This is a genomic window from Streptomyces sp. NPDC005878, from assembly GCF_040629815.1.
In the GTDB taxonomy this organism is placed as follows: Bacteria; Actinomycetota; Actinomycetes; order Streptomycetales; family Streptomycetaceae; genus Streptomyces.
On sequence record NZ_JBEXWK010000011.1, the window covers coordinates 38,430 to 60,878 of the forward strand.

The 22,449-nt window shown below is 70.8% G+C and carries 20 protein-coding genes; 12 read left to right on the forward strand and 8 right to left on the reverse strand.

The window, feature by feature from the left end; genetic code table 11:
* Window positions 1–127 precede the first annotated feature (127 nt).
* Window positions 128–1,141 (reverse strand): LacI family DNA-binding transcriptional regulator, encoded by a 1,014-nt coding sequence (locus ABZ404_RS18450; RefSeq protein ID WP_358832449.1) that lies wholly within the window; start codon window positions 1,139–1,141, stop codon window positions 128–130.
* A 387-nt stretch (window positions 1,142–1,528) separates the two neighbouring features.
* Between ABZ404_RS18450 and ABZ404_RS18455 the strand changes: the two genes are divergently transcribed.
* Window positions 1,529–2,473, forward strand: coding sequence for a glycoside hydrolase family 6 protein (locus tag ABZ404_RS18455; protein ID WP_358832450.1), 945 nt, complete (start codon window positions 1,529–1,531; stop codon window positions 2,471–2,473).
* A gap of 98 nt (window positions 2,474–2,571) precedes the next feature.
* Window positions 2,572–3,858 (forward strand): glycoside hydrolase family 6 protein, encoded by a 1,287-nt coding sequence (locus tag ABZ404_RS18460; protein ID WP_358832451.1) that lies wholly within the window; start codon window positions 2,572–2,574, stop codon window positions 3,856–3,858.
* An 84-nt stretch (window positions 3,859–3,942) separates the two neighbouring features.
* Here ABZ404_RS18460 and ABZ404_RS18465 read toward each other — a convergent pair whose 3' ends face one another.
* The 4 genes from ABZ404_RS18465 to ABZ404_RS18480 all read right to left on the reverse strand — a co-directional run bounded on the left by ABZ404_RS18465 (window position 3,943) and on the right by ABZ404_RS18480 (window position 6,048).
* Window positions 3,943–4,440 carry a hypothetical protein gene (locus tag ABZ404_RS18465; RefSeq protein WP_358832452.1) on the reverse strand — a complete coding sequence of 166 codons (498 nt, stop codon included), beginning with the start codon at window positions 4,438–4,440 and terminating at the stop codon, window positions 3,943–3,945.
* Window positions 4,441–4,581: 141 nt separating this feature from the next.
* The gene (locus ABZ404_RS18470; protein ID WP_358832453.1) at window positions 4,582–4,998 is read right to left on the reverse strand and encodes a DUF2752 domain-containing protein; all 417 of its coding nucleotides are present in this window, start codon (window positions 4,996–4,998) and stop codon (window positions 4,582–4,584) included.
* On the reverse strand, window positions 4,991–5,434 hold the full coding sequence (locus ABZ404_RS18475; protein WP_358832454.1) for a TM2 domain-containing protein: 444 nt from the start codon (window positions 5,432–5,434) through the stop codon (window positions 4,991–4,993). Before ABZ404_RS18475 ends, ABZ404_RS18470 begins: the two co-directional genes overlap by 8 nt.
* Before the next feature lie 152 nt (window positions 5,435–5,586).
* On the reverse strand, window positions 5,587–6,048 hold the full coding sequence (locus ABZ404_RS18480) for a nitroreductase family deazaflavin-dependent oxidoreductase (protein WP_358832455.1): 462 nt from the start codon (window positions 6,046–6,048) through the stop codon (window positions 5,587–5,589).
* Window positions 6,049–6,481: 433 nt separating this feature from the next.
* Here ABZ404_RS18480 and ABZ404_RS18485 point away from each other — a divergent pair, with 433 nt between their 5' ends.
* The 3 genes from ABZ404_RS18485 to ABZ404_RS18495 all read left to right on the forward strand — a co-directional run bounded on the left by ABZ404_RS18485 (window position 6,482) and on the right by ABZ404_RS18495 (window position 10,157).
* Window positions 6,482–8,638 carry a PIG-L family deacetylase gene (locus ABZ404_RS18485; RefSeq protein WP_358832456.1) on the forward strand — a complete coding sequence of 719 codons (2,157 nt, stop codon included), beginning with the start codon at window positions 6,482–6,484 and terminating at the stop codon, window positions 8,636–8,638.
* A 197-nt stretch (window positions 8,639–8,835) separates the two neighbouring features.
* Window positions 8,836–9,018: a hypothetical protein gene (locus ABZ404_RS18490; protein WP_358832457.1), complete on the forward strand. Its 183-nt coding sequence runs from the start codon at window positions 8,836–8,838 to the stop codon at window positions 9,016–9,018.
* 176 nt (window positions 9,019–9,194) lie between these two features.
* Window positions 9,195–10,157, forward strand: coding sequence for an expansin EXLX1 family cellulose-binding protein (locus tag ABZ404_RS18495; protein ID WP_358832458.1), 963 nt, complete (start codon window positions 9,195–9,197; stop codon window positions 10,155–10,157).
* A 57-nt stretch (window positions 10,158–10,214) separates the two neighbouring features.
* Here ABZ404_RS18495 and ABZ404_RS18500 read toward each other — a convergent pair whose 3' ends face one another.
* Window positions 10,215–11,495 (reverse strand): helix-turn-helix domain-containing protein, encoded by a 1,281-nt coding sequence (locus ABZ404_RS18500; RefSeq protein WP_358832459.1) that lies wholly within the window; start codon window positions 11,493–11,495, stop codon window positions 10,215–10,217.
* Window positions 11,496–11,737: 242 nt separating this feature from the next.
* Between ABZ404_RS18500 and ABZ404_RS18505 the strand changes: the two genes are divergently transcribed.
* Window positions 11,738–13,081 (forward strand): lipase family protein, encoded by a 1,344-nt coding sequence (locus ABZ404_RS18505; RefSeq protein ID WP_358832460.1) that lies wholly within the window; start codon window positions 11,738–11,740, stop codon window positions 13,079–13,081.
* Window positions 13,082–13,364: 283 nt separating this feature from the next.
* On the forward strand, window positions 13,365–14,135 hold the full coding sequence (locus ABZ404_RS18510) for an aminoglycoside phosphotransferase family protein (RefSeq protein ID WP_358832461.1): 771 nt from the start codon (window positions 13,365–13,367) through the stop codon (window positions 14,133–14,135).
* A gap of 101 nt (window positions 14,136–14,236) precedes the next feature.
* On the opposite strand, the gene uvrA is transcribed toward ABZ404_RS18510, so the two are convergent.
* Together uvrA and ABZ404_RS18520 are read right to left on the reverse strand one after the other, a co-directional pair.
* On the reverse strand, window positions 14,237–16,705 hold the full coding sequence (gene uvrA, locus ABZ404_RS18515) for an excinuclease ABC subunit UvrA (RefSeq protein WP_358990559.1): 2,469 nt from the start codon (window positions 16,703–16,705) through the stop codon (window positions 14,237–14,239).
* 86 nt (window positions 16,706–16,791) lie between these two features.
* Window positions 16,792–17,484: a TetR/AcrR family transcriptional regulator C-terminal domain-containing protein gene (locus tag ABZ404_RS18520; RefSeq protein WP_358832463.1), complete on the reverse strand. Its 693-nt coding sequence runs from the start codon at window positions 17,482–17,484 to the stop codon at window positions 16,792–16,794.
* 56 nt (window positions 17,485–17,540) lie between these two features.
* Between ABZ404_RS18520 and ABZ404_RS18525 the strand changes: the two genes are divergently transcribed.
* From ABZ404_RS18525 to ABZ404_RS18545, 5 genes are all read left to right on the forward strand, one after another.
* Window positions 17,541–18,656 carry an NAD(P)/FAD-dependent oxidoreductase gene (locus tag ABZ404_RS18525; RefSeq protein ID WP_358832464.1) on the forward strand — a complete coding sequence of 372 codons (1,116 nt, stop codon included), beginning with the start codon at window positions 17,541–17,543 and terminating at the stop codon, window positions 18,654–18,656.
* A gap of 178 nt (window positions 18,657–18,834) precedes the next feature.
* The gene (locus ABZ404_RS18530) at window positions 18,835–19,368 is read left to right on the forward strand and encodes a hypothetical protein (RefSeq protein ID WP_358832465.1); all 534 of its coding nucleotides are present in this window, start codon (window positions 18,835–18,837) and stop codon (window positions 19,366–19,368) included.
* A 119-nt stretch (window positions 19,369–19,487) separates the two neighbouring features.
* Window positions 19,488–20,324 carry a DUF4097 family beta strand repeat-containing protein gene (locus ABZ404_RS18535; RefSeq protein ID WP_358832466.1) on the forward strand — a complete coding sequence of 279 codons (837 nt, stop codon included), beginning with the start codon at window positions 19,488–19,490 and terminating at the stop codon, window positions 20,322–20,324.
* A 275-nt stretch (window positions 20,325–20,599) separates the two neighbouring features.
* Window positions 20,600–21,619 carry an ATP-binding cassette domain-containing protein gene (locus tag ABZ404_RS18540; RefSeq protein ID WP_358832467.1) on the forward strand — a complete coding sequence of 340 codons (1,020 nt, stop codon included), beginning with the start codon at window positions 20,600–20,602 and terminating at the stop codon, window positions 21,617–21,619.
* Complete coding sequence (locus ABZ404_RS18545; protein WP_358832468.1) at window positions 21,616–22,440, forward strand: ABC transporter permease; 825 nt, start codon at window positions 21,616–21,618, stop codon at window positions 22,438–22,440. The genes ABZ404_RS18540 and ABZ404_RS18545 overlap by 4 nt, the downstream gene beginning before the upstream one ends.
* The last annotated feature ends 9 nt before the right edge of the window (window positions 22,441–22,449 follow it).

Here is a 22,449-nt window from a genome sequence, read left to right on the forward strand (position 1 = left end):
TCGAAATCTTTCGAAGGCTGAGGTGCACGTCAGCCTGCGAATGCGGCTGACTTCTGCCTCCGGGCAAGCGCGCGGGGACGGCTGCCCGGCCTTACCCGCCGTACCGCCGAAGGGCCGATCGAAACCGTCAGGCGCTGGAACGTACGACCAAGCGGGTCGGAAGGATGAGCGGAGTGCGCTCCTGCCCGTTGACGAGCGAGACGAGCATGCGCGCCGTCTCCCGCCCCAAAGCCTCTATGGGCTGGTGGACGGTGGTGAGCGGCGGATCGGTGACCTGGGCGACCGCCAGGTCGTCGAAGCCCACCACGGCGACATCCTCGGGGACCCGTCGGCCGGCCTCCCGCAACGTGCGCAGCGCGCCCGCCGCCATGTTGTCGTTGGCGGCGAACACCCCGTCCACACCGGGATGGTCGACCAGCAGCGCGGCCATGACGGCGGCTCCGCTGGGCTCGGTGAAGTCGCCCTCCCACGGGGGGAACGGTTCGAGGCCGGCGCCCAGCATGGCGTCCCGGTAGCCGCGGTACCGGGCGCGCCCGGCCTCGGTGTCCAGGCGCCCGCAGATCGCGGCCACGCTTGTGCTGCCGCGCGCGACCAGGTACTCGGTCGCCTCGCGCGCTCCGCCGACATTGTCGACGTCCACGTACCACCGGGGGGTCGAGCCGACGGGGCGTCCACCGAACACGACGGGCATCTGCGCCTCCTCGGCCATACGAGCCAGTGGATCGTCCTCACGCAGCGCCATGAGCATCGCCCCGTCCGCGCCCCGGGACCGAAGAAGCTCCTCGACCCGCTTGCGGCCCCGGTCGGAGGCGGCCAGGCACAGCATCAGATGCAGGTCGGCCTCCTCCAGGGCCGCCGACGCCCCCACGATCACCTGGGCGAAGAACGGGTCGGCGAAGATCGACGGATTCTCTCCCGAGACCACGAGGGCCGCCGCTCCGGTCTGCCGCGTCGCCAGAGCGCGGGCGGTCGGATTCGGTACGTACCCCAGCTGCCGTACGGCCCGTTCGACCGCCTCCCGCTTGGCACGGCTGACGTGCGGAGCACGGTTGAGGGCGCGGGAGGCCACGGAGCGGGAGACGCCGGCACGCTCGGCCACCTCGTCGAGTGTCGGCTGCCGACGGGGTGCACCCTCTGCCATGGACGACGAACCCTTCCCCTTCGACCGGACGGGCACCCTCTCAACAAGGCCCACGCCACCGCCACCCGCGGGCGGGCGGACGAGCCGGAGACCAGCAAAGACGCGCGCCTGTCGCTCGATTGGAAGCGCTTCCAGTTATCTGCTCGTCACGAGCCTACACACAAGTCGAAGCGCCTGTCCGCGTGTTGGCCCTTGACAGCTCAACTACCTCGTCACACCATACCGACCACAACACCAACGGTTTCGCCGCACTGTTGGGTACGCTTCCAGTGGGAGCGCTCCCAATGATCGTTTCACCGCACTTCCCTCAGTGCCGCATGCTCGGGACGAGAGCGTGCCGCATCCCCGTCAGGAGAACGAGGTTCGCTCATGCGCCGACTCCGCGCCATGGCCGCAGCTCTCTCAGCTCTGCCGCTGGCATTCGCGGCCGCACCATCCGCCCACGCGGCCGACCCGACCACCATGACCAGCGGGTTCTACGTGGACCCCGACTCCAGCCCGAAGAGATGGGTGGCCGCCAACCCTGCTGACGGGCGGGCGGCCGCGATCAACGCCTCCATCGCCAACACGCCGATGGCCCGCTGGTTCGGCTCCTGGAGCGGCTCCGTCGGCGCCGCCACGGGTGCCTACGTCGGAGCGGCGGACTACCGGGACAAGCTGCCCGTCCTCGTCGCCTACAACATCTACAACCGTGACTCCTGCGGTGGGCACTCCTCGGGCGGAGCCTCCTCGCCGTCCGCCTACGCCACCTGGATCGCCCAGTTCGCCGGCGGCATCGCCAACCGCCCGGCCGTCGTCGTCCTCGAACCGGACTCGATCGCGGACTACGGCTGCCTGACACAGGCTCAGGTCGACGAACGCGAGGGCATGATCACCGGAGCCCTCGCCGAGTTCCAACGCCAGGCCCCCAACACCTGGGTCTATCTGGACGCCGGCAACGCGCACTGGATAGACGCGGCGACCATGGCCCGGCGCCTGCACGAAGCCGGTCTCCGTCAGGCCCACGGCTTCTCGCTCAACGTCTCCAACTACTTCACCACCGCCGAGAACACCGCCTACGGCAACGCCGTCAACAGCGAACTCAGCGCCCGCTTCGGCTACACCAAACCGTTCGTCGTGGACACCAGCCGCAACGGCAACGGCTCCAACGGACAGTGGTGCAACCCCTCGAGCCGCCGCATCGGCACACCCACCCGGACGGGCGGAGGAGCCGAGATGCTGCTGTGGATCAAGACCCCCGGCGAGTCGGACGGCAACTGCGGCGCCGGGGCAGGCTCCACGGCCGGGCAGTACCTCCCGGAGGTCGCCTACAAGATGATCTACGGCTACTGACCAGGACTCCCGCCACCCGGCCGTTCGATCGGCATTCCGTCGGAAAACCGGGCGACGTCAGGCGCTCCCCCGCCCCGCTCATCGACCAGAAAGCAGCCATGACTCCACGCAGCCCACGGCGCCGCGCGGCCGCCATCGCCGCGGCCCTCACCGCCTGCGCCGCCCTCACCGCGACGCACGCGCAGGCCACACCTACACCCTCGCCCTCGCGGGAAGCGATCCCCCCGGCCACGAAGTTCTATGTGGACCCGCACAGCAAGGCCGCGAAGCAGGCCTTCGTGGACTTTCGCAGCGGCGACACCGAGAACGCCGTGAACATGGCCAAGCTCGCGAGCTGGCCGCAGGCCGAGTGGTTCACCGACGGCACACCCACCGAGGTGCGCTCGAAGGTGAGCGGGCTCGTGCGCCGGGCCCGTGCGGTCAACCGGACTCCCGTCCTGGTCGCCTACAACATCCCGGGCCGGGACTGCGCGCAGTATTCCAGCGGCGGCGCCGCGTCCTCGGCCGCCTACCGGCAGTGGATCGACGCCTTCGCCGCCGCCATCGGCGACAGCAAGGCGGTCGTCGTCGTGGAACCCGACGGCACGGCCCTCCTGCCCCGGGAATGCGGGCCCACCGTGGACCCGACCGGCGAACGCACCGCCGCCCGGATCGCCGACCTCCAATACGCCGTCAGAACCCTGAAGGCCAAGCCACGCACCGCGGTATACCTGGACGCGGGGAACGTCCAGTGGCGTTCCGTCGGCGAGATGGCACAGCGACTGCTGGACGCCGGGGTCCGCTACGGCGACGGCTTCGCGCTGAACGTGTCCAACTACCACCCCACCGACCACAACGCCAAGTACGGCACCTGGACGGCCAAGTGCATGTGGTTCGCCACCGAGGGGCCCGAGCAGGCGCGTGGCCACACCGACTGGTGCGCGAGCCAGTACTACTCCTCCGCCGCCCCCAACGACGGCACCCCCGGCAGCTCCGTCTCCTCCACCGACCCCACCACCTGGCGATGGACCGACGCGTGGTTCGACCAGAACGTGGGCAATCCGTCCGCCGACAAGCTGCGTCACTTCGTCATCGACACCGGCCGCAACGGTCTTGGCGCCTGGGCCCCGGAGCCGGGCAAGTACAGCGGAGACCCGGAGCCCTGGTGCAACGCGCCCGGCCGAGGACTCGGCCCGCGCCCCACCGCCAACACCGGCGTCCCCCTCGTCGACGCCTATCTCTGGATCAAGATCCCCGGCGAGTCCGACGGCAGCTGTACACGGAACACCGGCGGGACGATCGACCCCGAGTACGGCATCGTCGATCCGGCCGCAGGGGCCTGGTGGCCCGACCAGGTCCACACGCTGGCTCGCAACGCGGCACCACGGCTCACCTTCGGCCGCTGACGGACGGGTTGTCGGTCGGTGTCTGTCCCGTTCAACCGTGCGCGGAAGTCTGCGCGATGGCGCGGACAGTCAGGGCGGACACGCTCACAGCGACATCCAGCAGTAGAGCCGATCGTCAGCGCTGTGAGCCTGTCTGGCAAGCAGGATGAGCTCTTCGGCCAGGGGCTGTATGTCTTCGGCGCGCGTTCCCCGCAGCTCCTCGGCCTGCACCCATCTGGTGACGATGGCCGGTATCTCGGAGTCGTGCACTCCTGCCAAGGTGTCGCGTACCTCAGGTGGGAGTTCCGATACCCATGGTCCTGTCGCCCACGGGTCGTCCTCGTCCTCCGGGCTGTGCGGGCCGGGTGGTGGCGGGGAGGTGGGCCATACGGTCGTCTCCTGCACCAGATCCACGCGCCACTCGATCTGCCGGATGGCGGCGATCAGCTGCGCCAGCACCACGGCGGGATCCACATGCTTGGCTTCGACTCCGTCGAACGCCGGCGGCTCCGTGAAAAGCGGAGAACCACCCTCCGCCTGTTCCAGCACTCGCACCACCGATGCGGCATCCGGCGCGCGGAAGTAGTCGGTCAGCACACCCATCGTTCTTCTCCCCGTCCCGGGTTCACCTGCGGGCAGTAGATCAGACGCCACTGACAACCACCCCAAACCACTGGCCCACAGGGGGCCGCCGAACGGGATGACGATCGCTCCGTAGGGCCCCACCTGGTGCACCCGGGGATGTCAGACGAGGTTGCGGACCACTGCCCAGGCCACCGCCGTCACCAGGATCAGCACCTGTACAGCTGGGGCGATCCTCGGTCGCCAGGAACGGCCGCGCAGGCCTTCCAGCGCCCAGCGACCGCACAGGGCGAGCGCGAACGGCGCCGCGAGCAGCAGGCCCCGGTTGTCCAGCCAAGCCGCGCCGAGGTGACCGTGCATCAGGTCGTACGTCATGCGGGTGCCGCCGCAGGCCGGGCACAACAGTCCGGTGACGAGCCGGAACGGGCAGGCGGGCAGCAGGTGGCCGCCCTCGTGCGGATTCGTGCCCCACAGGTAGCAAGCCCCCGCGACGCCCGCGGCGAGCACCGCCAGGGGCGCCGCCGCGGGGTGCCGGAACAGACGCTTCCGCGTCGGCGCCGGATGGGGCACATCAGCCACGCAGGAGTCGGCCCTGAGCATCGGTACGGTCGTTGCCGACCAGGTACATGATGCCGTCGATCAGTGCCCAGATGCCGAGGCCGCCGCAGGTGAACAGCTGGGCCAGGCCCACACCCACGGAACCGGCGTAGAAGCGGCCGATGCCCAGCGTGCCGAGGCAGAGCTGGAGGATCCCGGCGATGATCTTCGACTTGTCCGAGTACGGGCGGCCGTACGGGTCGTAGCCGTAGGGCGCGTTGGGGTCGCCCGTGTAGAACCCGGGGGGCGGCGGATAGCCCGGCCCCTGCTGGTAGCCGGGCGGGGGGTAGCCGCCGGGGGCCTGCGGGTTGCCGCCCTGCGGGTGGCCGTAGGGACCGGCCTGGCCCGCCGCGCCGGGACTCTGGTTCGGATAGCCGTAACCGTGCGGCTGGGAAGGCTGCGGCGGCTGCTCGCTCACAGTGGCGTCACTCCTGAATGGTATGGAAGGCTGCCGGACATACTGCAGGACTCGGCCACCAAAGAGAAATTGTGGCGGTGGGGAGGCGTCCACCGCGTTGTGGCATGCTCAGCTATCGCCCGCTTCTTGGGGGTTCTTCCGACGCGGTGCTGCTACGGCAGGGGCGACGGCGACGGCACGGGCTCCAGCACGAAGACGGGGATGACGCGGTCGGTCGCCGCCTGATACTCGGCGTACGGGGGGTACGCGGCGACGGCGCGCTCCCACCACTGGGCCTTCTCCTCCCCACTGACCTCACGAGCCGTCATGTCCCGGCGCACCAAACCGTCTTGGAGCTCCACGTGCGGGTCGGACTTGAGGTTGAAGTACCAGACGGGGTGACGCGGGAAACCGCCCTTCGAGGCCACGGCCGCATACCGTCCCTCGTACTCCACCCTCATCAGCGGGATCTTGCGGATTTTGCCGCTCTTCGCGCCGCGCGTCGTGAGAATGACGACGGGCAGACCCGTGTCCCACAGCGTCCCGCCCCGCGTGCCGCCCGAGCTCTCGTACAACTCGACCTGTTCGCGCACCCACTGCGCCGGGCTCGGCTCGTACTCACCCTCAAGAGGCACCGCGCTCACCCCACCGTCGCCTGAAGCCTGTGTCGCACAGTTCAACACAAACCAGGCCTTGCTGATAGATGCCGTGCCTGTGCCCCGGCAGCGGGCGGCCGCCTGTCGCTCGGCAGGAAACAGAGGCAGTCAGGGCAGTGACGTCGTACCGCCCACTCGGCGAGGCCGCGGGCGGCCGGAATGACTTAACACCTTCGCATGGCAATGTCCGGACAACTGTTACATCGCCGATGGAATACCTACGTGCGCTCTTCGTAACGTCGGCCCTGCCGCTCACGCCCCGGCGCCGCCATCAGCCCGACCCTCATCCCGTAGACCCGGTACAACGCCGTGCCACGCCTCGGGCAGACCACCGTGCCGGTGCACGCCTCCTCCCAGGAGTCGTGCTCACCCCTCGTCCCGCCCCTATGCCTCCACCCGCGAAAGACCTCCCGTGCCGCCTCAGCCCGCCGTTCGCCGTGCCCTCATCGCCGGGCTCATAGCCCTTTCCGCGGCGATATCGGCCTGCACTCCCGCCTCATCGACGCTCGCCTCCCCGCCGCCGGTCCACAAGCGCGGCACGGTACAGGCGTCCCGGGATGGTTCGAGCGGTGTCCGGGTCATGCAGGTCCTCGCCCACCCGGACGACGACCTGTACTTCATGAACCCCGAGCTCCAACAGTCCATAGACGCCAATGACCAGCTCATCAGCGTCTATGTGACCAGTGGCGAAGCCCAGGGCCTCAACAAGGTCCCCGGCCGCAAGCCTCCCAAGCCCGACGTCGCCGACTACGCCGGCGCCCGCCGCCAGGGCCTGCGCCAGGCCTACGCGCTCATGGCGACCGGCGACCCCAAGACACCTTGGTCCAGGCAGGCCACGGCCCTCCCCGACGGCACCCTCATAGAAGTGGACGCCCTGAGCCACCACCCCGGCATCCGTTTGGCCTTCCTCGGTGTGTCCCAGCACTCCACCTCCCACGGCACCACCCCCGACCTCGACCTGCGGCACCTCTGGGAGGACCCCCACACGGTCACGCGGACCCTGGTGGGCACGGGCTCACCGGCTCGTACAGCGCATCCGGTCACGCGTGCGTCGCTGATAGGGGCGCTGGCCCACCTCATGGACAGCTACCGGCCCACGCTCGTACGCACCATGGACCCCGACCCGGACATGCAGGTCCGCGACGCCAAGCACCGCGCCCACCATGACCAGCGGGGCTACTCGGACCACCCCGACCACACCGCCGTCGCGCTGTTCACCTACGCCGCACTCGACCGCTACCGGGCTCCGCACGCCGTCACCGCCTTCCGCGGCTACTACAACGAGCGCTGGCCGCAAGCCCTCCCCGCACAGATCGTCCGCGACAAGGCGGACGTCCTCAACGCCTACGGAGGCTCACCCCAGGGCTGCGACGAAAAGGCCCTCGGTGGCTGCGGTGACTACGACGTCGGCCGGGACCGCTCCTACGGCACCGGATGGCTCCAGCGCACCTCCTTGCGCTACCCCACCGCGGCACCGCAACTGCGGCTGGACAACGACGGGCGGCTGACCGCGTTCGCCGTCCTCAACGGGCAGGCCGCCTTGTGGCAGGAGACCGCCCGCGGCAGCGGCCGATGGACGGCGCCGACGTTCCTGGCGGGCAGTGGACTGTTGCCGGGCCTGACGGCCTCATCCACGCGGGACGGGCGCGGGCAGCTGTTCGCCGAGCGCATCACCGCCCTCGGGGCAGGGGCGACGGACAACCGGCGGGAGATCGTCATGGCGGAACAGACGCGCCCGGGCGGGCCGTTCGGCGCGTGGGTCTCGCTGGGCACCCCCGACCGCGATCCCGAGCACGGCCGCCGGGTCGGCGGGCCCGTCGTGACGCGCGGCACCGACGGCACCACCTGGTTGTTCGCCCGCAACTGGGCCAAGGGCGTCTCCGTCCGCAGTCAGCGCCCCGACGGTACGTGGACCAACTGGTCGGACCTCGGCGGCGCCGAAGTGCAGGAAGGACTCAGCGCCGTCACCGACACGCGTGGCATCGTGCATGTCTTCGGCGCCGGCCACCACACCGTTCGCCACTGGGCGCAGCGGTATCCGGGAGGACCGTTCGCGGTCGTCCCCACGGGGCTGCCCGCCCCGGCCGATCCACCGGCGGCGCTGGCTCGGCCCGACGGCTCGCTCCTCCTCGCCTTCCGCCGGGCCGGGAACGCGCGCGTACTCGTGCGCACCCTGCCGGCCGGTGGTGGAGCGTGGCGCGAGGAGCACGTCGATCTGGGCAACCGCGGCTATGGTGCGCTCACGCTGAGCCCCGTCCCCGACGGAGTGCTGCTGGTCACCCGCAACAACGACGGCAGTACGAGCCTGGTCCCTCTGGACACCGGGCGGGCCCCGCGCTGGAGCACTGTCCCCGGCGCCGTGGTCGGGGCGGTCTCCCTGGCGACCGACTCCGCCAACCGTCCCGTCCTCGCCCGGCTCGCCCCCGACGCGACACTCCGTATCCAGGCCGTACCGGAACACGGGCCCGCCGAGCAGGGAGACCGTCAACGCACGACGGAAGCCGCGTCACAGAGCGTCCCGCTCACGAACCTCCACCAGAACGGGTCCCAAGGACCACCGACGCCGTGAACACTCCCCTCCGAACGCGGAGGTCGCGGCCGGCGCAGTGGTTGGCTACCGCTACGGCGGTCGGGGCGGTTGTCGGCTTCCCCCTCGGTCGTGCAGGGGGTGTTGTGACGCATGACCACGGCTGGGTGGGGAACTCGTCTGTCTGCGCGACCACCGGACAGGCCGGTGGTTCGCCGTCCATCGGCAGGAGAAGACAGATGCTGGCAATCGTGGCGGCCGTGTTCTTCGTCATCGCCTTCGTCATCCACGCGACGGAGACGTCAACCGAGACGATCTTCAGCCCGACGAGTCTCATGCTGGTCGGACTCGCCCTCCTCGCCATGCATTCAGCCGGTGTGGGGTCCGGATGGGCTCCGCCGAGGCGCGGTCGCCGACGCTGAGCGTTCCCGGGTTCCGGCTGCCGTCGATCGCGCGACCTGGCACAGCGCCACCTGTCGCCGCGATCGCAAGCCCTCATGCACGTATACGCCGATCCGGCCGAAGAGTCAGTGGCAACCTTCTCGTCGCCTGTGGCCACTGAGTAGGGGGACACCGCACGCTCTTCGAACGGATGGACATGAAAGAGACACGTCAGGCCGCGCGACAGCGCAGGCGCAGAAGAAGGCTGATGGTGGGCACCGCCACAGCGCTGGCCGTCGCCGGTCTTCTCGTCTACCTGGTCATGACCCTGCAACCGGACGGCAAGGAGGCTACCGGGCGGAACACGGCGGTCGCCGACTCCCGGGGCGCCCCCTCACCGGCCTCCCCGGGCAACGGGCGCGCCCCGGCCTCCCCGGCGGCCCCCTCTGCGACCTCGTCGCCCGGCACGAGGACCCCTACTCCGGGTGCCCCGTCCCGGACTGCCTCCCCGACCACGTCCGCCCCGCCATCGGCCTCCCCGTCCAGGCCCGCCACCGCACCCGTTGCCGGGCGGATTCGGCCCAAGCAGACCTACCGGGGGGTCGCCACCGTCTACAAGGCGGGGGTCGGGGACGGCGCCTGCTCCTACGGGCCGAGCGACGACATGATGATCGCGGCGATGAACACCACCGACTACGAGACCTCCAAGGCCTGCGGAGCGTATGTGCGCCTTCACGCGGCAAACGGCGCCTCCGTCACGGTACGGATCACCAACGAGTGCCCTCTGCCCTGCGCGCCGGGCCAACTCGACCTCAGCGAGCAGGCCTTCGCCAAGCTGGCCCCGATCTCGACCGGCCGGCTCGCCATCACCTGGAGTCTGCTGAGCCCCGACGTACCGCGTGCGATATCGATCCGCTACAAGACGGGCTCCAGCCCCTACTGGTGCGGCATCCAGGCACTGGGCCACCGCAACCCGCTCGCGCGGCTTGAGGTCCGCGGCCGCGGCGGCTGGCACCAACTGACCCGTACCGGCTACAACTACTTCCTCTCCCCCGACGGCAGCGGGTGCGGCGGCGCCATCAGGATCACCGACATCTACGGAGAACGGCTGACCTTCAACGGCATCGCCCTGCGTCCGGAAGCCGTGCAACCCACCGGGGCCCAGTTCGCTCAGCACTGACCGTCCGTCTCGCGGCGGGACCCTCTCGGGCCCGCCGCTCGTTCGGCCACTGTGACGTCACGGGCCGGTTTGCGGCGGTTTAGCCTGGCGTAGGGCGTCATGGGCCGACAAGGCCGCGCGCAGAGTGAGGATGTCGGCGCCCCGGGAAGCGTCCAGGCCGGTGAGTTCGGTTGCCTTGCGCAGGCGGTAGTCGACGGTGTTCGGGTGGACCTGGAGCCGGGCGGCGGCCCGGCGGCGGTCGAGGCCCAGCGCCAGGAAGGCGCGCAGCGTGTCCAGCAGCTCCGGGCGGGCGTCCAGTGGGTCGAGCAGTGCGGCCAGTCCCGCCCTGGCCGGGCTGGGCCGGCTCAACTGGTACTCCAGCAGCACGTCGTCGAGCAGGTACAGCCCGGGCCCCCGGCCGGACGCCTCCGCCACCGCGCGTACCTCTCCGGCCAGCCGGGCGGCGTTCGCCACCCCTTCGGGCGCCGCGGTCGTCGCGGCGGCGAGCAGATCGGCGCCGCACACCAGGCCGAGCTGCTCGACCAGCCGGGACAGCCGCGCCCGGTCCGCCGGGCCGAAGTCGGCCGGCGGAGTCTCGTACGGAATGAGCACCAGGCCGCCGCTGCCGGAGAGCACGGAGAGCGGAACGCCCGTCGTGTGGCGCTGGATCTCGTTGCGCAGCCGCCGGAGCTTGCGGCGGGCGGCGACCGAGTGGTTCACGCCGGGCACCAGCTCGTCCGGATGCGGCCCCACCGCGAGGCTCAGCACCACGTAGCAGGGCGGCAGCCGGATGCCGGCCCGCTCGGCCGCGTACTGGGGGCTGCCGCCCTCCAGCAGCCGGGACAGCAGTGACTGGAGGGCGACCTGCTCGTCGCTGAGCGCCGTCTGCCGCTCCTGCACGTACCCGGCGGCCACCTCGCAGCTCACCAGCCGCAGGTACGCGAGCATCTGGCGCTGCACCAGCAGGACGTCGGCCAGGTCGTCCGGTTCGGCCGCCGAGAAGACCTGGGCGGCGCACTCCTCCGCACCGAGGTGGTAGGCACCGACCACGGCCTCCAGCGGTACGCCCTCGTCCGCGCGCCGGGCCGACGACTCACGGATCACCGCCGCCTCGGCCTGCCCGGACATCTCTCCGGTGCGCAGAACCGCGGCGAAGCCCCGTATACCGTGCGCCACCTGCTTGGCGATGTCACCGCCGAGCTGTTCCGCCGGCAGCGTCCCGTACACGGGGAGCCGTTCGACCAGCCGGACCATCACAGCGCGCTCGAGCGCACCGGCCGCGTCCTGGAGCCGCTTGTGGACCGGCACACCGCCGAACCGCGGCACCCGCTCCCGTTCCACGGCGTTGGATCCGGTCACAATCCACCTCGCGCATCTCTGTTCCCCACCCCGGAGACTCGGCCGCCTACCGGCCGCATGATGTTTCCGGGACATCACCTACTGGTTGGTAACACGACTGGCCGGGGGATGGCCAGATGTGGCAGGACCTCGGCCGCGTCGTTCACCGCACTTCCCTGCCGGGGACCGCCGCCCCCGGCCCCGGCGTGCCGCGCACCGGACCGGCCGGCGCGTCGGACCCCCACCCAGGAATCGAGGAACGCATGTCCAAGGCAGCCGTTCGCCTGATCTCCGTCGCCGTCGCCGCCGCAGCCATGGCCGCCGCGCCCGCCGCCACCGCCGCGGCAGCAGCCACGCCGACCGCCGCGACGGCCTCGGCAAGCGACTCGTTCTACACGTACACCGGCAGCGAGCCGCTGTCCGCGTTCGCGCCGGGCACCGTGCTCAAGACGCGGACCCTGCCGTACCACGTCCTCGGCATCCCCACGCCCCTCAAGGCAGTCCAACTGCTCTACCGCACCACCGACGCCCAGGGCCGTCCGGCCGCCAATGTCACCACGGTGGTGCGCAGCCCGACGGGTGACAGCAGCAAGGCCGTCTCCTACCAGTCGTTCTACGATTCGCTCAACCCGGCGGACAGCCCCTCCCGGGCAATCGCCGGCAACGTCACCCTGGGCGGTGTCATCCCCAACGCGGAGTCCCTCATCATGGCTCCGCTGCTGCTGAAGGGCTACAACCTCGTCATCCCGGACACCGAGGGGCAGCAGGCGAACTTCGCCGCCGGACCGGAGTACGGGACCAACACCCTCGACTCGATCCGCGCCGCGACGAAGGCCGCCGAGACCGGACTGAACTCCACCACGTCGTTCGGCCTCATCGGCTACTCGGGCGGCGCCATCGCGACGAACTGGGCCGCCGCGCTCGCGCCGAGCTACGCGCCGGACGTGAACCGCCGCCTGGTCGGCTACGCCGAGGGCGGCCTGTTGGTGGACCCGGCGCACAACCTGAAGTACGTCGACGGCTCGCTGGCCTGGTCCGGCGTGGTGCCCATGGCCGTCATCGGTGTCTCCCGCTCGTACGGCATCGACCTCAAGAGCTACCTCAACGGCTACGGTCTGAGCGTCTACAAGGACCTGGAGGGCGGCTCGATCATCGACGCGCTCGGCCACTACCCGGGGCTGACCTGGAAGAAGATGGCGAAGCCGGAGTACGCCAACCCCAATTCGATCCCCGCCTTCCTGACGGCGATGAACAAGCTCAACCTCGGCTCCGCCGCCACCCCGGCCGTCCCCGGGTTCATCGGCCAGGGCAACGGAGGCGTCCTGGAGGGGACCTTCAGCAACCGCCCGGGCATCGGCAGGGGCGACGGTGTGATGGTCGCCGGCGACGTGCGCTCGCTCGCCCGGCAGTACTGCGCCACCGGTGGCTCCGCGGTCAAGTACACCCAGTACGAGCTGCTCAGCCACACGGGCGCGACCCTGGCCTGGGCCCCCGCCGCGCTGGGCTGGCTGAACGACCGCTTCGCCGGACGGACCGCCCCGTCCGACTGCGGCCGGATAGCCGCCGGCAACTCCCTCGCCCCGGAGGAGCCCGCTCCGCTGTCGTGATCCGCGACTCAACCCGAAGGCGCCGACGGCCCGTGTACGTACGGGACGCCGGCGCCTTCGGCTGGCCCGGCAGGGACCGGGAGCCGCGCATGGCATCGCCCGACCAACGGCTGCGCGCACGCCGCCGGTTCGAGGCGGGGTTGCGCGCGGCGCGGCTCGGTTGGGTCTCACCGGAGATGTCGGCCCCGGGTGGGCCAGGCCGTCAAGTGACCGGCCCTGTCGCAGAGTCGGAGGGGTGACATAGGGTCACTTGACGGCGGAAGTGAGCCGGTCGGAGGCAGACATGACTGAGTGGCAGGAATTCCGAGGAGGCGTGAACGTCGTGCGCCGCCACGGCGACGTGGTCCATCGGCCGACATCACCGGCGACACCGGCGATCCACCGGCTGCTGCGGCACCTCCACGCCCAGGGCTTCCACGGCGCACCGGAGCCACGGGGCTTCGACGCGGACGGCAAAGAGCTGCTCACCTTCCTCGACGGCGAGGTGCCCGACGCGCTCACGCCGGACCTGCGTACGCCCGAACTCCTCACCTCCGCGGCCACGCTGCTGCGGGACCTTCACGACGCCGGCACCACGTTCCGGCCACGCCCCGACGACCTCTGGCTGCTCCCGCGCCGGGAACCCGCCGAGGTCATGTGCCACGGCGACGCCGCCCAGTACAACAGCGTGGTGAAAGACGGCGTGGTGGTTGGTTTCATCGACTTCGACGCGGCCCACCCCGGACCACGCGTCTGGGACGTCGCCTACGCGGTGTACCGTTTCGCGCCGCTCCAGGGGCCGGACAACCCGGAGAGCTTCGGCACGCCGCAGGAGCAGGGGCGCCGCGTCGCCGCCTTCTGCCGGGCGTACGGCCCGGGGGTGGGCGCCGAAGTCCTCGACATCGTCCCCGACCGGCTGCACGCCCTCGTCGACTTCATGCGCGACCAGGCGGCGCGGGGCAACGACGCGTTCCGGCAACACATCGCGGAGGGCCACGCCGGTCTGTACGAAGCGGACATCCGCTATGTGCGCGCCCATCGCGACATCCTGCGCTCCGCCTTCGAGGCGGCGTAGCCCTGCCGCACCCGCCGCACCGAGGGCCCTTTCACCGTCCGCCCGCGAACGGGGGTGGGGCCGTACACCCGGCGCGGCGCGAACGCCGGCCCGAACACGTCTCAGGATCGCGCGAGCCGGGCCGCGAGATAGGGCGCGGTGGCGCTGCGCCGCGCCCTCGCCACCTTGGCGGGCGAGCCCGCCGCGACCACCCGCCCGCCCGCGTCGCCGCCTCCCGGTCCGAGGTCGATGACCCAGTCGGCGGTGGCGATCGTGTCCAGGTCGTGCTCGACGAGGACGACGGTGTTGCCGGCGTCGACGAGCCGGTGCAACTGCCGCAGCAGCAGCGCGATGTCCGCCGGGTGCAGCCCCGCCGTCGGCTCGTCGAGCAGATAGAGCGCGTGCCCGCGGCGGGCCCGCTGGAGTTCGGTGGCCAGTTTGATGCGTTGCGCCTCACCACCGCTGAGTTCGGTGGCGGGCTGGCCCAGCCGCAGGTACCCGAGGCCCACCTCGCGCAACGTCTCCAGACTGCGGGAGGCGGCCGGGACGGCGGACAGGAACGCGGCGGCGGCGTCGACGGACAGCGCGAGGACTTCCGCGATGTTCTTGCCGCGGTAGGTGACGTCCAGCGTTTCGGCGTTGTACCGGGCGCCCCGGCAGGTCGGGCACGGCGCGTAGGTGCCGGGCAGGAACAGCAGTTCCACCGCGACGAAGCCTTCGCCCTGGCAGGTCTCGCACCGCCCCTCGGGCACGTTGAAGGAGAACCGCCCGGCCGAATAGCCGCGCGCCCTGGCCTCGTCGGTCGCCGCGTACACCTTGCGCACCGCGTCGAACAGGCCGGTGTACGTGGCCAGGTTGGACCGGGGAGTCCGGCCGATGGGCCGTTGGTCGACCAGGACCAGCCGGTCGAACGACTCGGCCCCCGACGCGTCCTGGACGCCCACCTCCAACGGCCCCTGATCCGGCTCCTCGGGTACGAGTCCGAGGTGCCCGCGGACGACTTCGGCGAGCACCTGCGTCACCAGCGTCGACTTCCCGGAACCGGACACACCCGTCACCGCCGTCAGTACGCACAGCGGTACGTCGACGGACACGTCGTGCAGATTGTGGCGGGAGACGCCGCGCAGGCGCAGCCAGCCGTGCGGGGTGCGCGGGCGGTGATCGAGCGGCTGGGCGCGCCCGAACAGGTACTGGCTCGTGGCCGACTCCCCGACCCGCTCAAGACCGGCGACCGGGCCGCTGTAGAGCACGCGTCCACCACCCTCCCCCGCGCCGGGGCCGATGTCGACCACCCAGTCCGCCCGCCGTACGACGTCCATGTCGTGCTCCACGACGAACAGCGAGTTGCCCGCCGCCTTGAGGCGGTCCAGCACGTCGAGCAGCGGTTCCGCGTCCGCCGGGTGCAGGCCCGCGGAGGGTTCGTCGAGGACGTAGACGACACCGAACAGTCCTGAGCGCAACTGGGTAGCGATGCGCAGACGCTGTGCCTCGCCGGGCGACAGGGTCGTGGAGCGGCGCCCGAGGCTGAGGTATCCGAGGCCCAGGTCGAGCAGGACGTCGACCCGCGCGGCCATGTCGCGGCAGATGCGGACCGCGACCTCCGTCGTCTCCCCGGATCGGGCGGTCGCCGTGGCGCCGTCGGCCTGGGCCCGCTCCGCGACGGGCCGCAGCAGCGCGGCGAACTCGGTGAGCGGCATGGCGTTGATCTCGGCGATGGAACGTCCGGCGAAGGTCACGGCGAGGGCCTCGGGCCGCAGCCCGCTGCCCTGGCACTCGGGGCAGGGCACGCTCCTGACGAAGCAGAGCGCCCGTGCGCGCATCTTCTCGCTCTTGGAGTCGGCGAGGACGTGCATGACGTGCTTGCGGGCGCTCCAGAACGTGCCCTGGTAGCCGTAGTCGACGCGGTCTTCTTCCGGCTCGATGTACACGGAGGGCTGCTCGTCCGTGTACAGCAGCCAGTCCCGGTCCTTCTTCCTGAGCTTGCGCCACGGTCGGTCGATGTCGATCCCCAGACCGTTCACGACACTGCGGAGGTTGGCGCCCTGCCAGGCGCCGGGCCAGGCTGCGATCGCCCCCTCGCGGATGCTGAGCGAGGGGTCGGGGACGAGCAGGTCCTCGGCGACGTCGTGCACGACGCCCAGTCCGTGGCACTCCGGGCAGGCGCCGGCCGCCGTGTTGGGCGAGAACGACTCGGCTTCCAGCCGCGCGGCCCGGGGCGGATAGGTGCCGGCGCGGGAGTACAGCATGCGCAGCAGATTGGACAGCGTGGTGAGGGTGCCGACCGTGGAGCGCGAGCTGGGCGACCCCCGTCGCTGTTGCAGGGCCACGGCGGGTGGCAGTCCGGTGATCTCCTGTACGTGCGGTGCGCCGACCTGCTGCAACAGCCTTCGCGCGTACGGTGCCACGGACTCGAAGTAGCGCCGCTGGGCCTCCGCGTAGAGCGTGCCGAACGCGAGCGAGGACTTGCCAGAACCGGAGACGCCGGTGAAGGCGACCATCGCGTCCCGCGGCACATCGACGTCGATGTGCCGCAGGTTGTTCTCACTGGCGCCCCGGACCCGCACGAAAGGGCTGCTCGCGTCCTTGTTCACCGTTCCTGATTACCTGATCGCGCCGGGAACCGCGCGGCAGGCGACCTCACCTCACGCGCCGAGGCTGGCGCGCGACGCGCGACTGGTCACGCCGACGGGCCGGGGAGTTTGGCCGCCACCGCGTCGAGGACCCACTCCAGGCCGGTCGCGAAGGACGTCTCGGCGTCCACGTCCGTGCCGTCGTACACGGCCTTGGTCAGCGCGGGGAAGCGGCCCGTGGCCAGTATCCTCGTCACACGCGGGCCGGAGGCGCGCTGCCAGTCCAGCTTGGACAGGCCCGTGGCGCGCTCGGCCCGCAGGTTCGCGATCTCGCGCCTGATCGCGCCGGTGTAGTAGGCGCTGACCGTCTCCACGGCGCGCATGACGGTGTCGATGTCGGCGAGGCCGTCGAGGGCGGCCAGCGTGGCCTCGGTGACGGCGAGGCCGTTAGGGCCCAGGGACGGGCGGCCGCCGAGCAGGTCGGCCAGCCATTCGTGGCGGAGAGCGGCCTGTCTGGTGCGGTGGGCGAGGACGCGCAGCGCCTCCCGCCAGTCTCCGGCCTGTTCCTCGGGCAGAATCTCGCCCTGTACCTCGTCCACCATGAGGTCGAACAGCTCCTGCTTGGTGGCGATATATCCGTAGAGCCGCATCGGGCCGGCGTTCAGCCTGGCGGCGACCTTGCGCAACGACACCGCGTCCAGCCCGCCCTCGTCGGCCAGCGCGACGGCGGCGGCGACGATCCGCTCCCGGTCGAGCGGCACGGGGCTGGTCGGCGGCTCAGGCCGGTCCCACACAGTCATGGTCTCTTCACCGTTCCGTTGCGATGCGGCGTATCGCGGAAATACAGTGTATCGGCATGAGACATCGTATCGCCGTGGTCGGCGGCGGTCCCGCCGGCCTCACCTTCGCCCGGGTCCTGCACCGCCATGGCTACCCCGCCACCGTCCTCGAACGCGATCCCGCCCCTGACGCCCGCCCGCCGGGCGGCACGCTCGACCTGCAAGAAGGGCTGGGCCAGCTCGCGCTGGACAAGGCCGGACTGCTGAAGGAGTTCCAGGCGCTGTCCCGTCCCGAGGGGCAGGCCATGCGCATCCTGGACACGGACGGAACCGTCCTGCGCGACTGGCGGCCCGGTCCGGATGAGCGGGCCAATCCCGAGATCGACCGTCGGCACCTCCGTGACCTGCTGCTCGGCACGCTCGACGTCCAGTGGGGGCGGGGTGTGACGCGGGTGGCGCCGGGGGCCGGGGGCGTACGGGTCCATTTCGCGGACGGGCGACAGGAGACCTTCGACCTCGTGGTCGGCGCCGACGGCGCCTGGTCCCGGGTCCGCCCGGCGGTCTCGCCGGTGACGCCGCACTACACCGGCGTCACCTCCGTCGAGACCTCCTTGGACGACATCGGCACCCGCCACCCCGACCTCGCCCGGTTGATCGGCGACGGTTCGCTGGCTGTGTACGGCGTGAACCGGTCTCTCGTCGCCCAGCGCAACAGCGGCGGCCACGTCAAGGTGTACGCCAAGTTCCGTGCGCCGCTGGACTGGCACACGAACGTGGACCTGGCCGACGCCGAGTCCGTGCGATCGAGCCTGCTGGCCCTGTTCGACGGCTGGGCCACTCCCGTCCTCGACCTCCTCCGCCACGGCACCGCCTTCGTCCACCGCCCCCTCTACGTCCTGCCCGTGTCCCACACCTGGACCCACGTCCCGGGGGTGACGCTGCTGGGCGACGCCGCCCATCTGATGCCCCCCTTGGGAGCGGGCGCGAACCTCGCCATGCTGGATGGGGCCGAACTCGCCGAGTCTCTCGCCACCGTCCCTGGAGATCTGGAGGAAACCGTCCGCGCCTTCGAGGAACGGATGTGGGCACGGGCCGGCAGGTGGGCGGAGATGACGACGGCCGGTCTGGAACGCCTGGTGAGCCCCGACCCCGCCGAAGCGCTCGCCCTCTTCGAGCAAGTCCAGCCGTCCTGAACCACCGACGAGTGCGAGAGCACCGGCAAGCTTGTCCACAATTCCTGTCCAGGGCCAGGTCCAGGGTCGGGGACAGGGCCGGGCAGTGTTCGAGTGTGGCGTCACGTGGCCACCCGCCTCGCCCCGCGATGGCGCCATGACACTTGCCATGGCGCCATCGAGGTGCCAATATTGCGTCATGGACCTCACTCCGTACGTGGACAATCTCCGACACGAGCTCGCCGTCGCCGCCGAGACGGGTGGCGAAGAGACCCGTGCCCTGGCCAAGCGGCTCTCCACCCCGCTCGAGTCGGCGGTCCGCCTCACCTTGCTGAACGCCCTGTCCGACGCGATGGACGAGGTGACCCGTGACCTTGCGCCCGGCTCGGTCGACGTACGACTGCGCGGCCTGAACCCAGAATTCGTCGTGACCGCACCACCGGCGGCCGACGCCTTCGAAGAGGCCCGAACCGCGGTGCAGGCCCCGCCGCCTCCGGTGGCAGCCCCGGCCGACATCGAGGACGGCGCCACCTCGCGCATCAACTTCCGGCCGCCGGCCCAGCTCAAGGTCCGGGTGGAGGAGGCCGCGAACCGCGAGGGGCTCTCGGTCAACGCCTGGCTGGTCCGTGCCGTCGCCGCCGCTCTCGAACCCACGGCGGACCGGGGCCGGACGAACGCGGCCGGGCGGAGCACCGGGGGCGGCGGCCAGGGCTACACGGGCTGGGTTCGCTGACCCCGCCGACAGCCGCGTCGGCAGCTGTCTCAACTCGCCGTCGCGCGGTCTCAAGTCGCCGCCGCACCAGGCAATCCCTCCGAGCACATACCTTCACCGACCCCAAGGACGGCACAGCCATGCCTACGTTCGACACCCCCGAACCGCTCTCCGCCACCGTCGACATCCAGGTCGGACAGGTACGGATCATCGCGGGCAAGCGCATCGACACGGTGGTCGAGGTGGCGCCCAGCGACCCGGGCAACAAGCAGGACATCCAGGCGGCACAGGAGACGGCAATCACCTGCGCGGACGGAAAGCTGCTGGTCAAGGGACCGAGGAAACGCTCCCCCTTCGGCAAGTACGGTGCGGTCGACGTGACCGTGGAGCTGCCCGCAGGCTCGGAGGTGACCGGCGGTACGGGACTTGGCGATCTCATCGCCGAGGGGCGGTTGGGGAACTGCCGCCTGACCGTCGCCGCCGGCAACATCGCACTCGAAGAGGCCGCCGACGTACAGCTCAAAACCACGCACGGCGACGTCATCGTCGACCGTACGACCGGCGAGACCGACATCTACGGGTCGGGCCGGGTACGGGTCGGCCGGATCGACGGTGCCGCCACCATCAAGAACATCAACGGGGCGACCGCGATCGGGGAGATCGGCGGCGAGTTGCACGTGAAGTCGTCCAACGGGCCGATCAACGTCGTGCGCGCCGAGTCCTCGGTCACCGCGAAGTCGGCCAATGGCGCCATCCGCCTCGACGAGGTCGTGCGCGGAAGGATCGCGCTCGAGACCTCCGCGGGAGGCCTCGAAATCGGCATCGCCGCAGGCACCGCCGCCTGGCTCGACGTGCGGTCCAAGGCGGGCCGGGTCCGCAACGAGCTGGGAGCGGCGGACGGCCCGGACACGTCCGAGGAGACGGCCGAGGTCTACGGCCGCACCAGCGTGGGCGACATCGTGATCCGCCGCGCGTAGCTCGGAGGCATGACGGCGGGAGAGACCCCGCTTCGCGGCGGGGCTGCTCCGCCCCCATCCACCAAGGCGCCTTTGCTGGCGGCCTCCGGGCCGGAGCAGGGGCGCTTTCGCGTAACCCGATCCACCCCGCAGGACCGGGCGCCCAGACTCGCGCACACCCCCTCGCAAGATGGCGCCATAAACACTCGACATGGCGCCATTATTTGTGCCATGCTGGCGACATCGCGAAAGAGCGAGGCGCCACTCAGGCGCACTTCGCAAGGAGAGGACCCGTCATGGCCCCCGCCCCGACTCCCGCCCCGGCCCCCGCCACCTCCTCCGGAGGCCACCGTCCCACCGCGATCTCCGCCGTCGGACTGCGCAAGTCGTACGGCGAGAAGGTGGTCCTCGACGGGATCGACCTGCGGATCCCGGAGGGCACGGTCTTCGCCCTGCTCGGCCCGAACGGCGCCGGCAAGACGACCACCGTGGAGATCCTCTCCACGCTGATCACCGCGGACGCGGGCCAGGCCCAAGTAGGCGGTCACGAACTCACCGAAGACCCCGACGCGGTACGGCGCCAGATCGGGGTCACCGGGCAGTTCGCAGCCGTCGACGGACTGCTCACCGCCGAGGAGAACCTGCTCCTCATGGCCGACCTGCACCACCTGAGCCGCCGCGAAGGGCGCCGCCGCGCCACCGAACTCCTGGAACGCTTCGAGCTGACCGAGGCCGCCCGCAAAAACGTCGCGACCTTCTCCGGCGGCATGCGCCGCAAACTCGACCTGGCCATGACGCTGGTCGGCCGGCCACGGATCATCTTCCTCGACGAGCCGACCACCGGTCTCGACCCGCGCAGCCGCCGCGTCATGTGGGAACTCATCCGGAACCTGGTCACGGAGCAAGGCGTGACCATCTTCCTCACCACGCAGTACCTGGACGAGGCCGACCACCTGGCCGACCGCATCGCGGTACTCGACCACGGCAGGCTCGTCGCCGAGGGCACCGCCGAAGAGCTGAAGCGGCTGATCCCCGGCGGGCACGTCCGGGTGCAGTTCGGCGACGAGGCCGACCTCGCCACCGCGGCGGCGGTCTTCGGCGTCGCCACCCGCGACGACGCCTCACTCACCCTTCAGATCCCCAGCGACGGCTCCCTCACCAATCTCCGCGCCGTCCTCGACGTCCTCGACCACAGCGGCGCGCGGGCCGAGTCGCTCACCGTGCACACTCCCGACCTCGACGACGTCTTCCTCACCCTCACCGGACAGCAGAACAACCCCACCGCCCCCGCCGCCCGCCAGGAGTCGAACCGATGAGCACCCTCACCCGTACCCCGGCCAACGCCGCCAAGCCCACACGCTCGTACGCCCTGCGCGACGCGATGACGATGCTGCGCCGCAACCTCATCCACATGAAGCGCTACCCGTCGATGACGATCTCGATCGTCGTGATGCCGATCCTGATGCTGCTGCTGTTCGTGTACGTCTTCGGCGGCGCCATCGGCACCGGCATCGGCACGGGCACCGACCGCGGCGACTACATCAACTACGTGGTGCCCGGCATCATCCTGATGTCCGCGACCTCGGGCGCCGTCGCGACGGCCGTGTCCGTCTGCACCGACATGACGGAAGGCATCATCAACCGTTTCCGCACGATGTCGATCTCCCGGAGCTCCGTACTCACCGGCCACGTCCTCGGCAGCGTCATCCAGGTCTCCGCTGTACTCGTCCTGGTCACCGGCGTCTCCCTCGCCATCGGCTTCCGCCCCGACGCCTCGCCCCTCGAATGGATAGCCGCCCTCGGCCTGCTCCTCTTCCTGTCCTTCGGTCTGGCCTGGCTGTCCGCGGCGATGGGCATGGGCGCCAAGACGGTCGAGGCCGCGAGCAACGCCCCACTGCCCCTGACCTTCCTCCCCTTCCTCGGCAGCGCGATCGTCACCCCCGACTCCATGCCGACCGGACTGCGCTGGTTCGCCGAATACCAGCCCTTCACTCCCATCAACGAGACCCTGCGCGGGCTGCTGCTCAACACCCCGATCGGCAACGACGCCTGGCTGGCGCTCGCCTGGTGTGCGGGACTCGCCCTGCTCGGCTACCTGTGGTCGCGCTCGGTCTTCAACCGCGAGACCACCCGGTGACGCACCACC

Bases quoted from the DNA above. Each gene is read 5' to 3' on its own strand.
- ABZ404_RS18530 (WP_358832465.1), top strand. From the start codon at position 18,835: ATGGACCTCACTCCGTACGTGGACAATCTCCGACACGAGCTCGCCGTC.
- ABZ404_RS18525 (WP_358832464.1), top strand. From the start codon at position 17,541: ATGAGACATCGTATCGCCGTGGTCGGCGGCGGTCCCGCCGGCCTCACC.
- ABZ404_RS18545 (WP_358832468.1), top strand. From the start codon at position 21,616: ATGAGCACCCTCACCCGTACCCCGGCCAACGCCGCCAAGCCCACACGC.
- ABZ404_RS18465 (WP_358832452.1), bottom strand. From the start codon at position 4,440: ATGGGTGTGCTGACCGACTACTTCCGCGCGCCGGATGCCGCATCGGTG.
- ABZ404_RS18505 (WP_358832460.1), top strand. From the start codon at position 11,738: ATGTCCAAGGCAGCCGTTCGCCTGATCTCCGTCGCCGTCGCCGCCGCA.
- ABZ404_RS18495 (WP_358832458.1), top strand. From the start codon at position 9,195: ATGAAAGAGACACGTCAGGCCGCGCGACAGCGCAGGCGCAGAAGAAGG.
- ABZ404_RS18540 (WP_358832467.1), top strand. From the start codon at position 20,600: ATGGCCCCCGCCCCGACTCCCGCCCCGGCCCCCGCCACCTCCTCCGGA.
- ABZ404_RS18535 (WP_358832466.1), top strand. From the start codon at position 19,488: ATGCCTACGTTCGACACCCCCGAACCGCTCTCCGCCACCGTCGACATC.
- ABZ404_RS18490 (WP_358832457.1), top strand. From the start codon at position 8,836: ATGCTGGCAATCGTGGCGGCCGTGTTCTTCGTCATCGCCTTCGTCATC.
- ABZ404_RS18520 (WP_358832463.1), bottom strand. From the start codon at position 17,484: ATGACTGTGTGGGACCGGCCTGAGCCGCCGACCAGCCCCGTGCCGCTC.
- ABZ404_RS18510 (WP_358832461.1), top strand. From the start codon at position 13,365: ATGACTGAGTGGCAGGAATTCCGAGGAGGCGTGAACGTCGTGCGCCGC.
- ABZ404_RS18460 (WP_358832451.1), top strand. From the start codon at position 2,572: ATGACTCCACGCAGCCCACGGCGCCGCGCGGCCGCCATCGCCGCGGCC.
- ABZ404_RS18455 (WP_358832450.1), top strand. From the start codon at position 1,529: ATGGCCGCAGCTCTCTCAGCTCTGCCGCTGGCATTCGCGGCCGCACCA.
- ABZ404_RS18450 (WP_358832449.1), bottom strand. From the start codon at position 1,141: ATGGCAGAGGGTGCACCCCGTCGGCAGCCGACACTCGACGAGGTGGCC.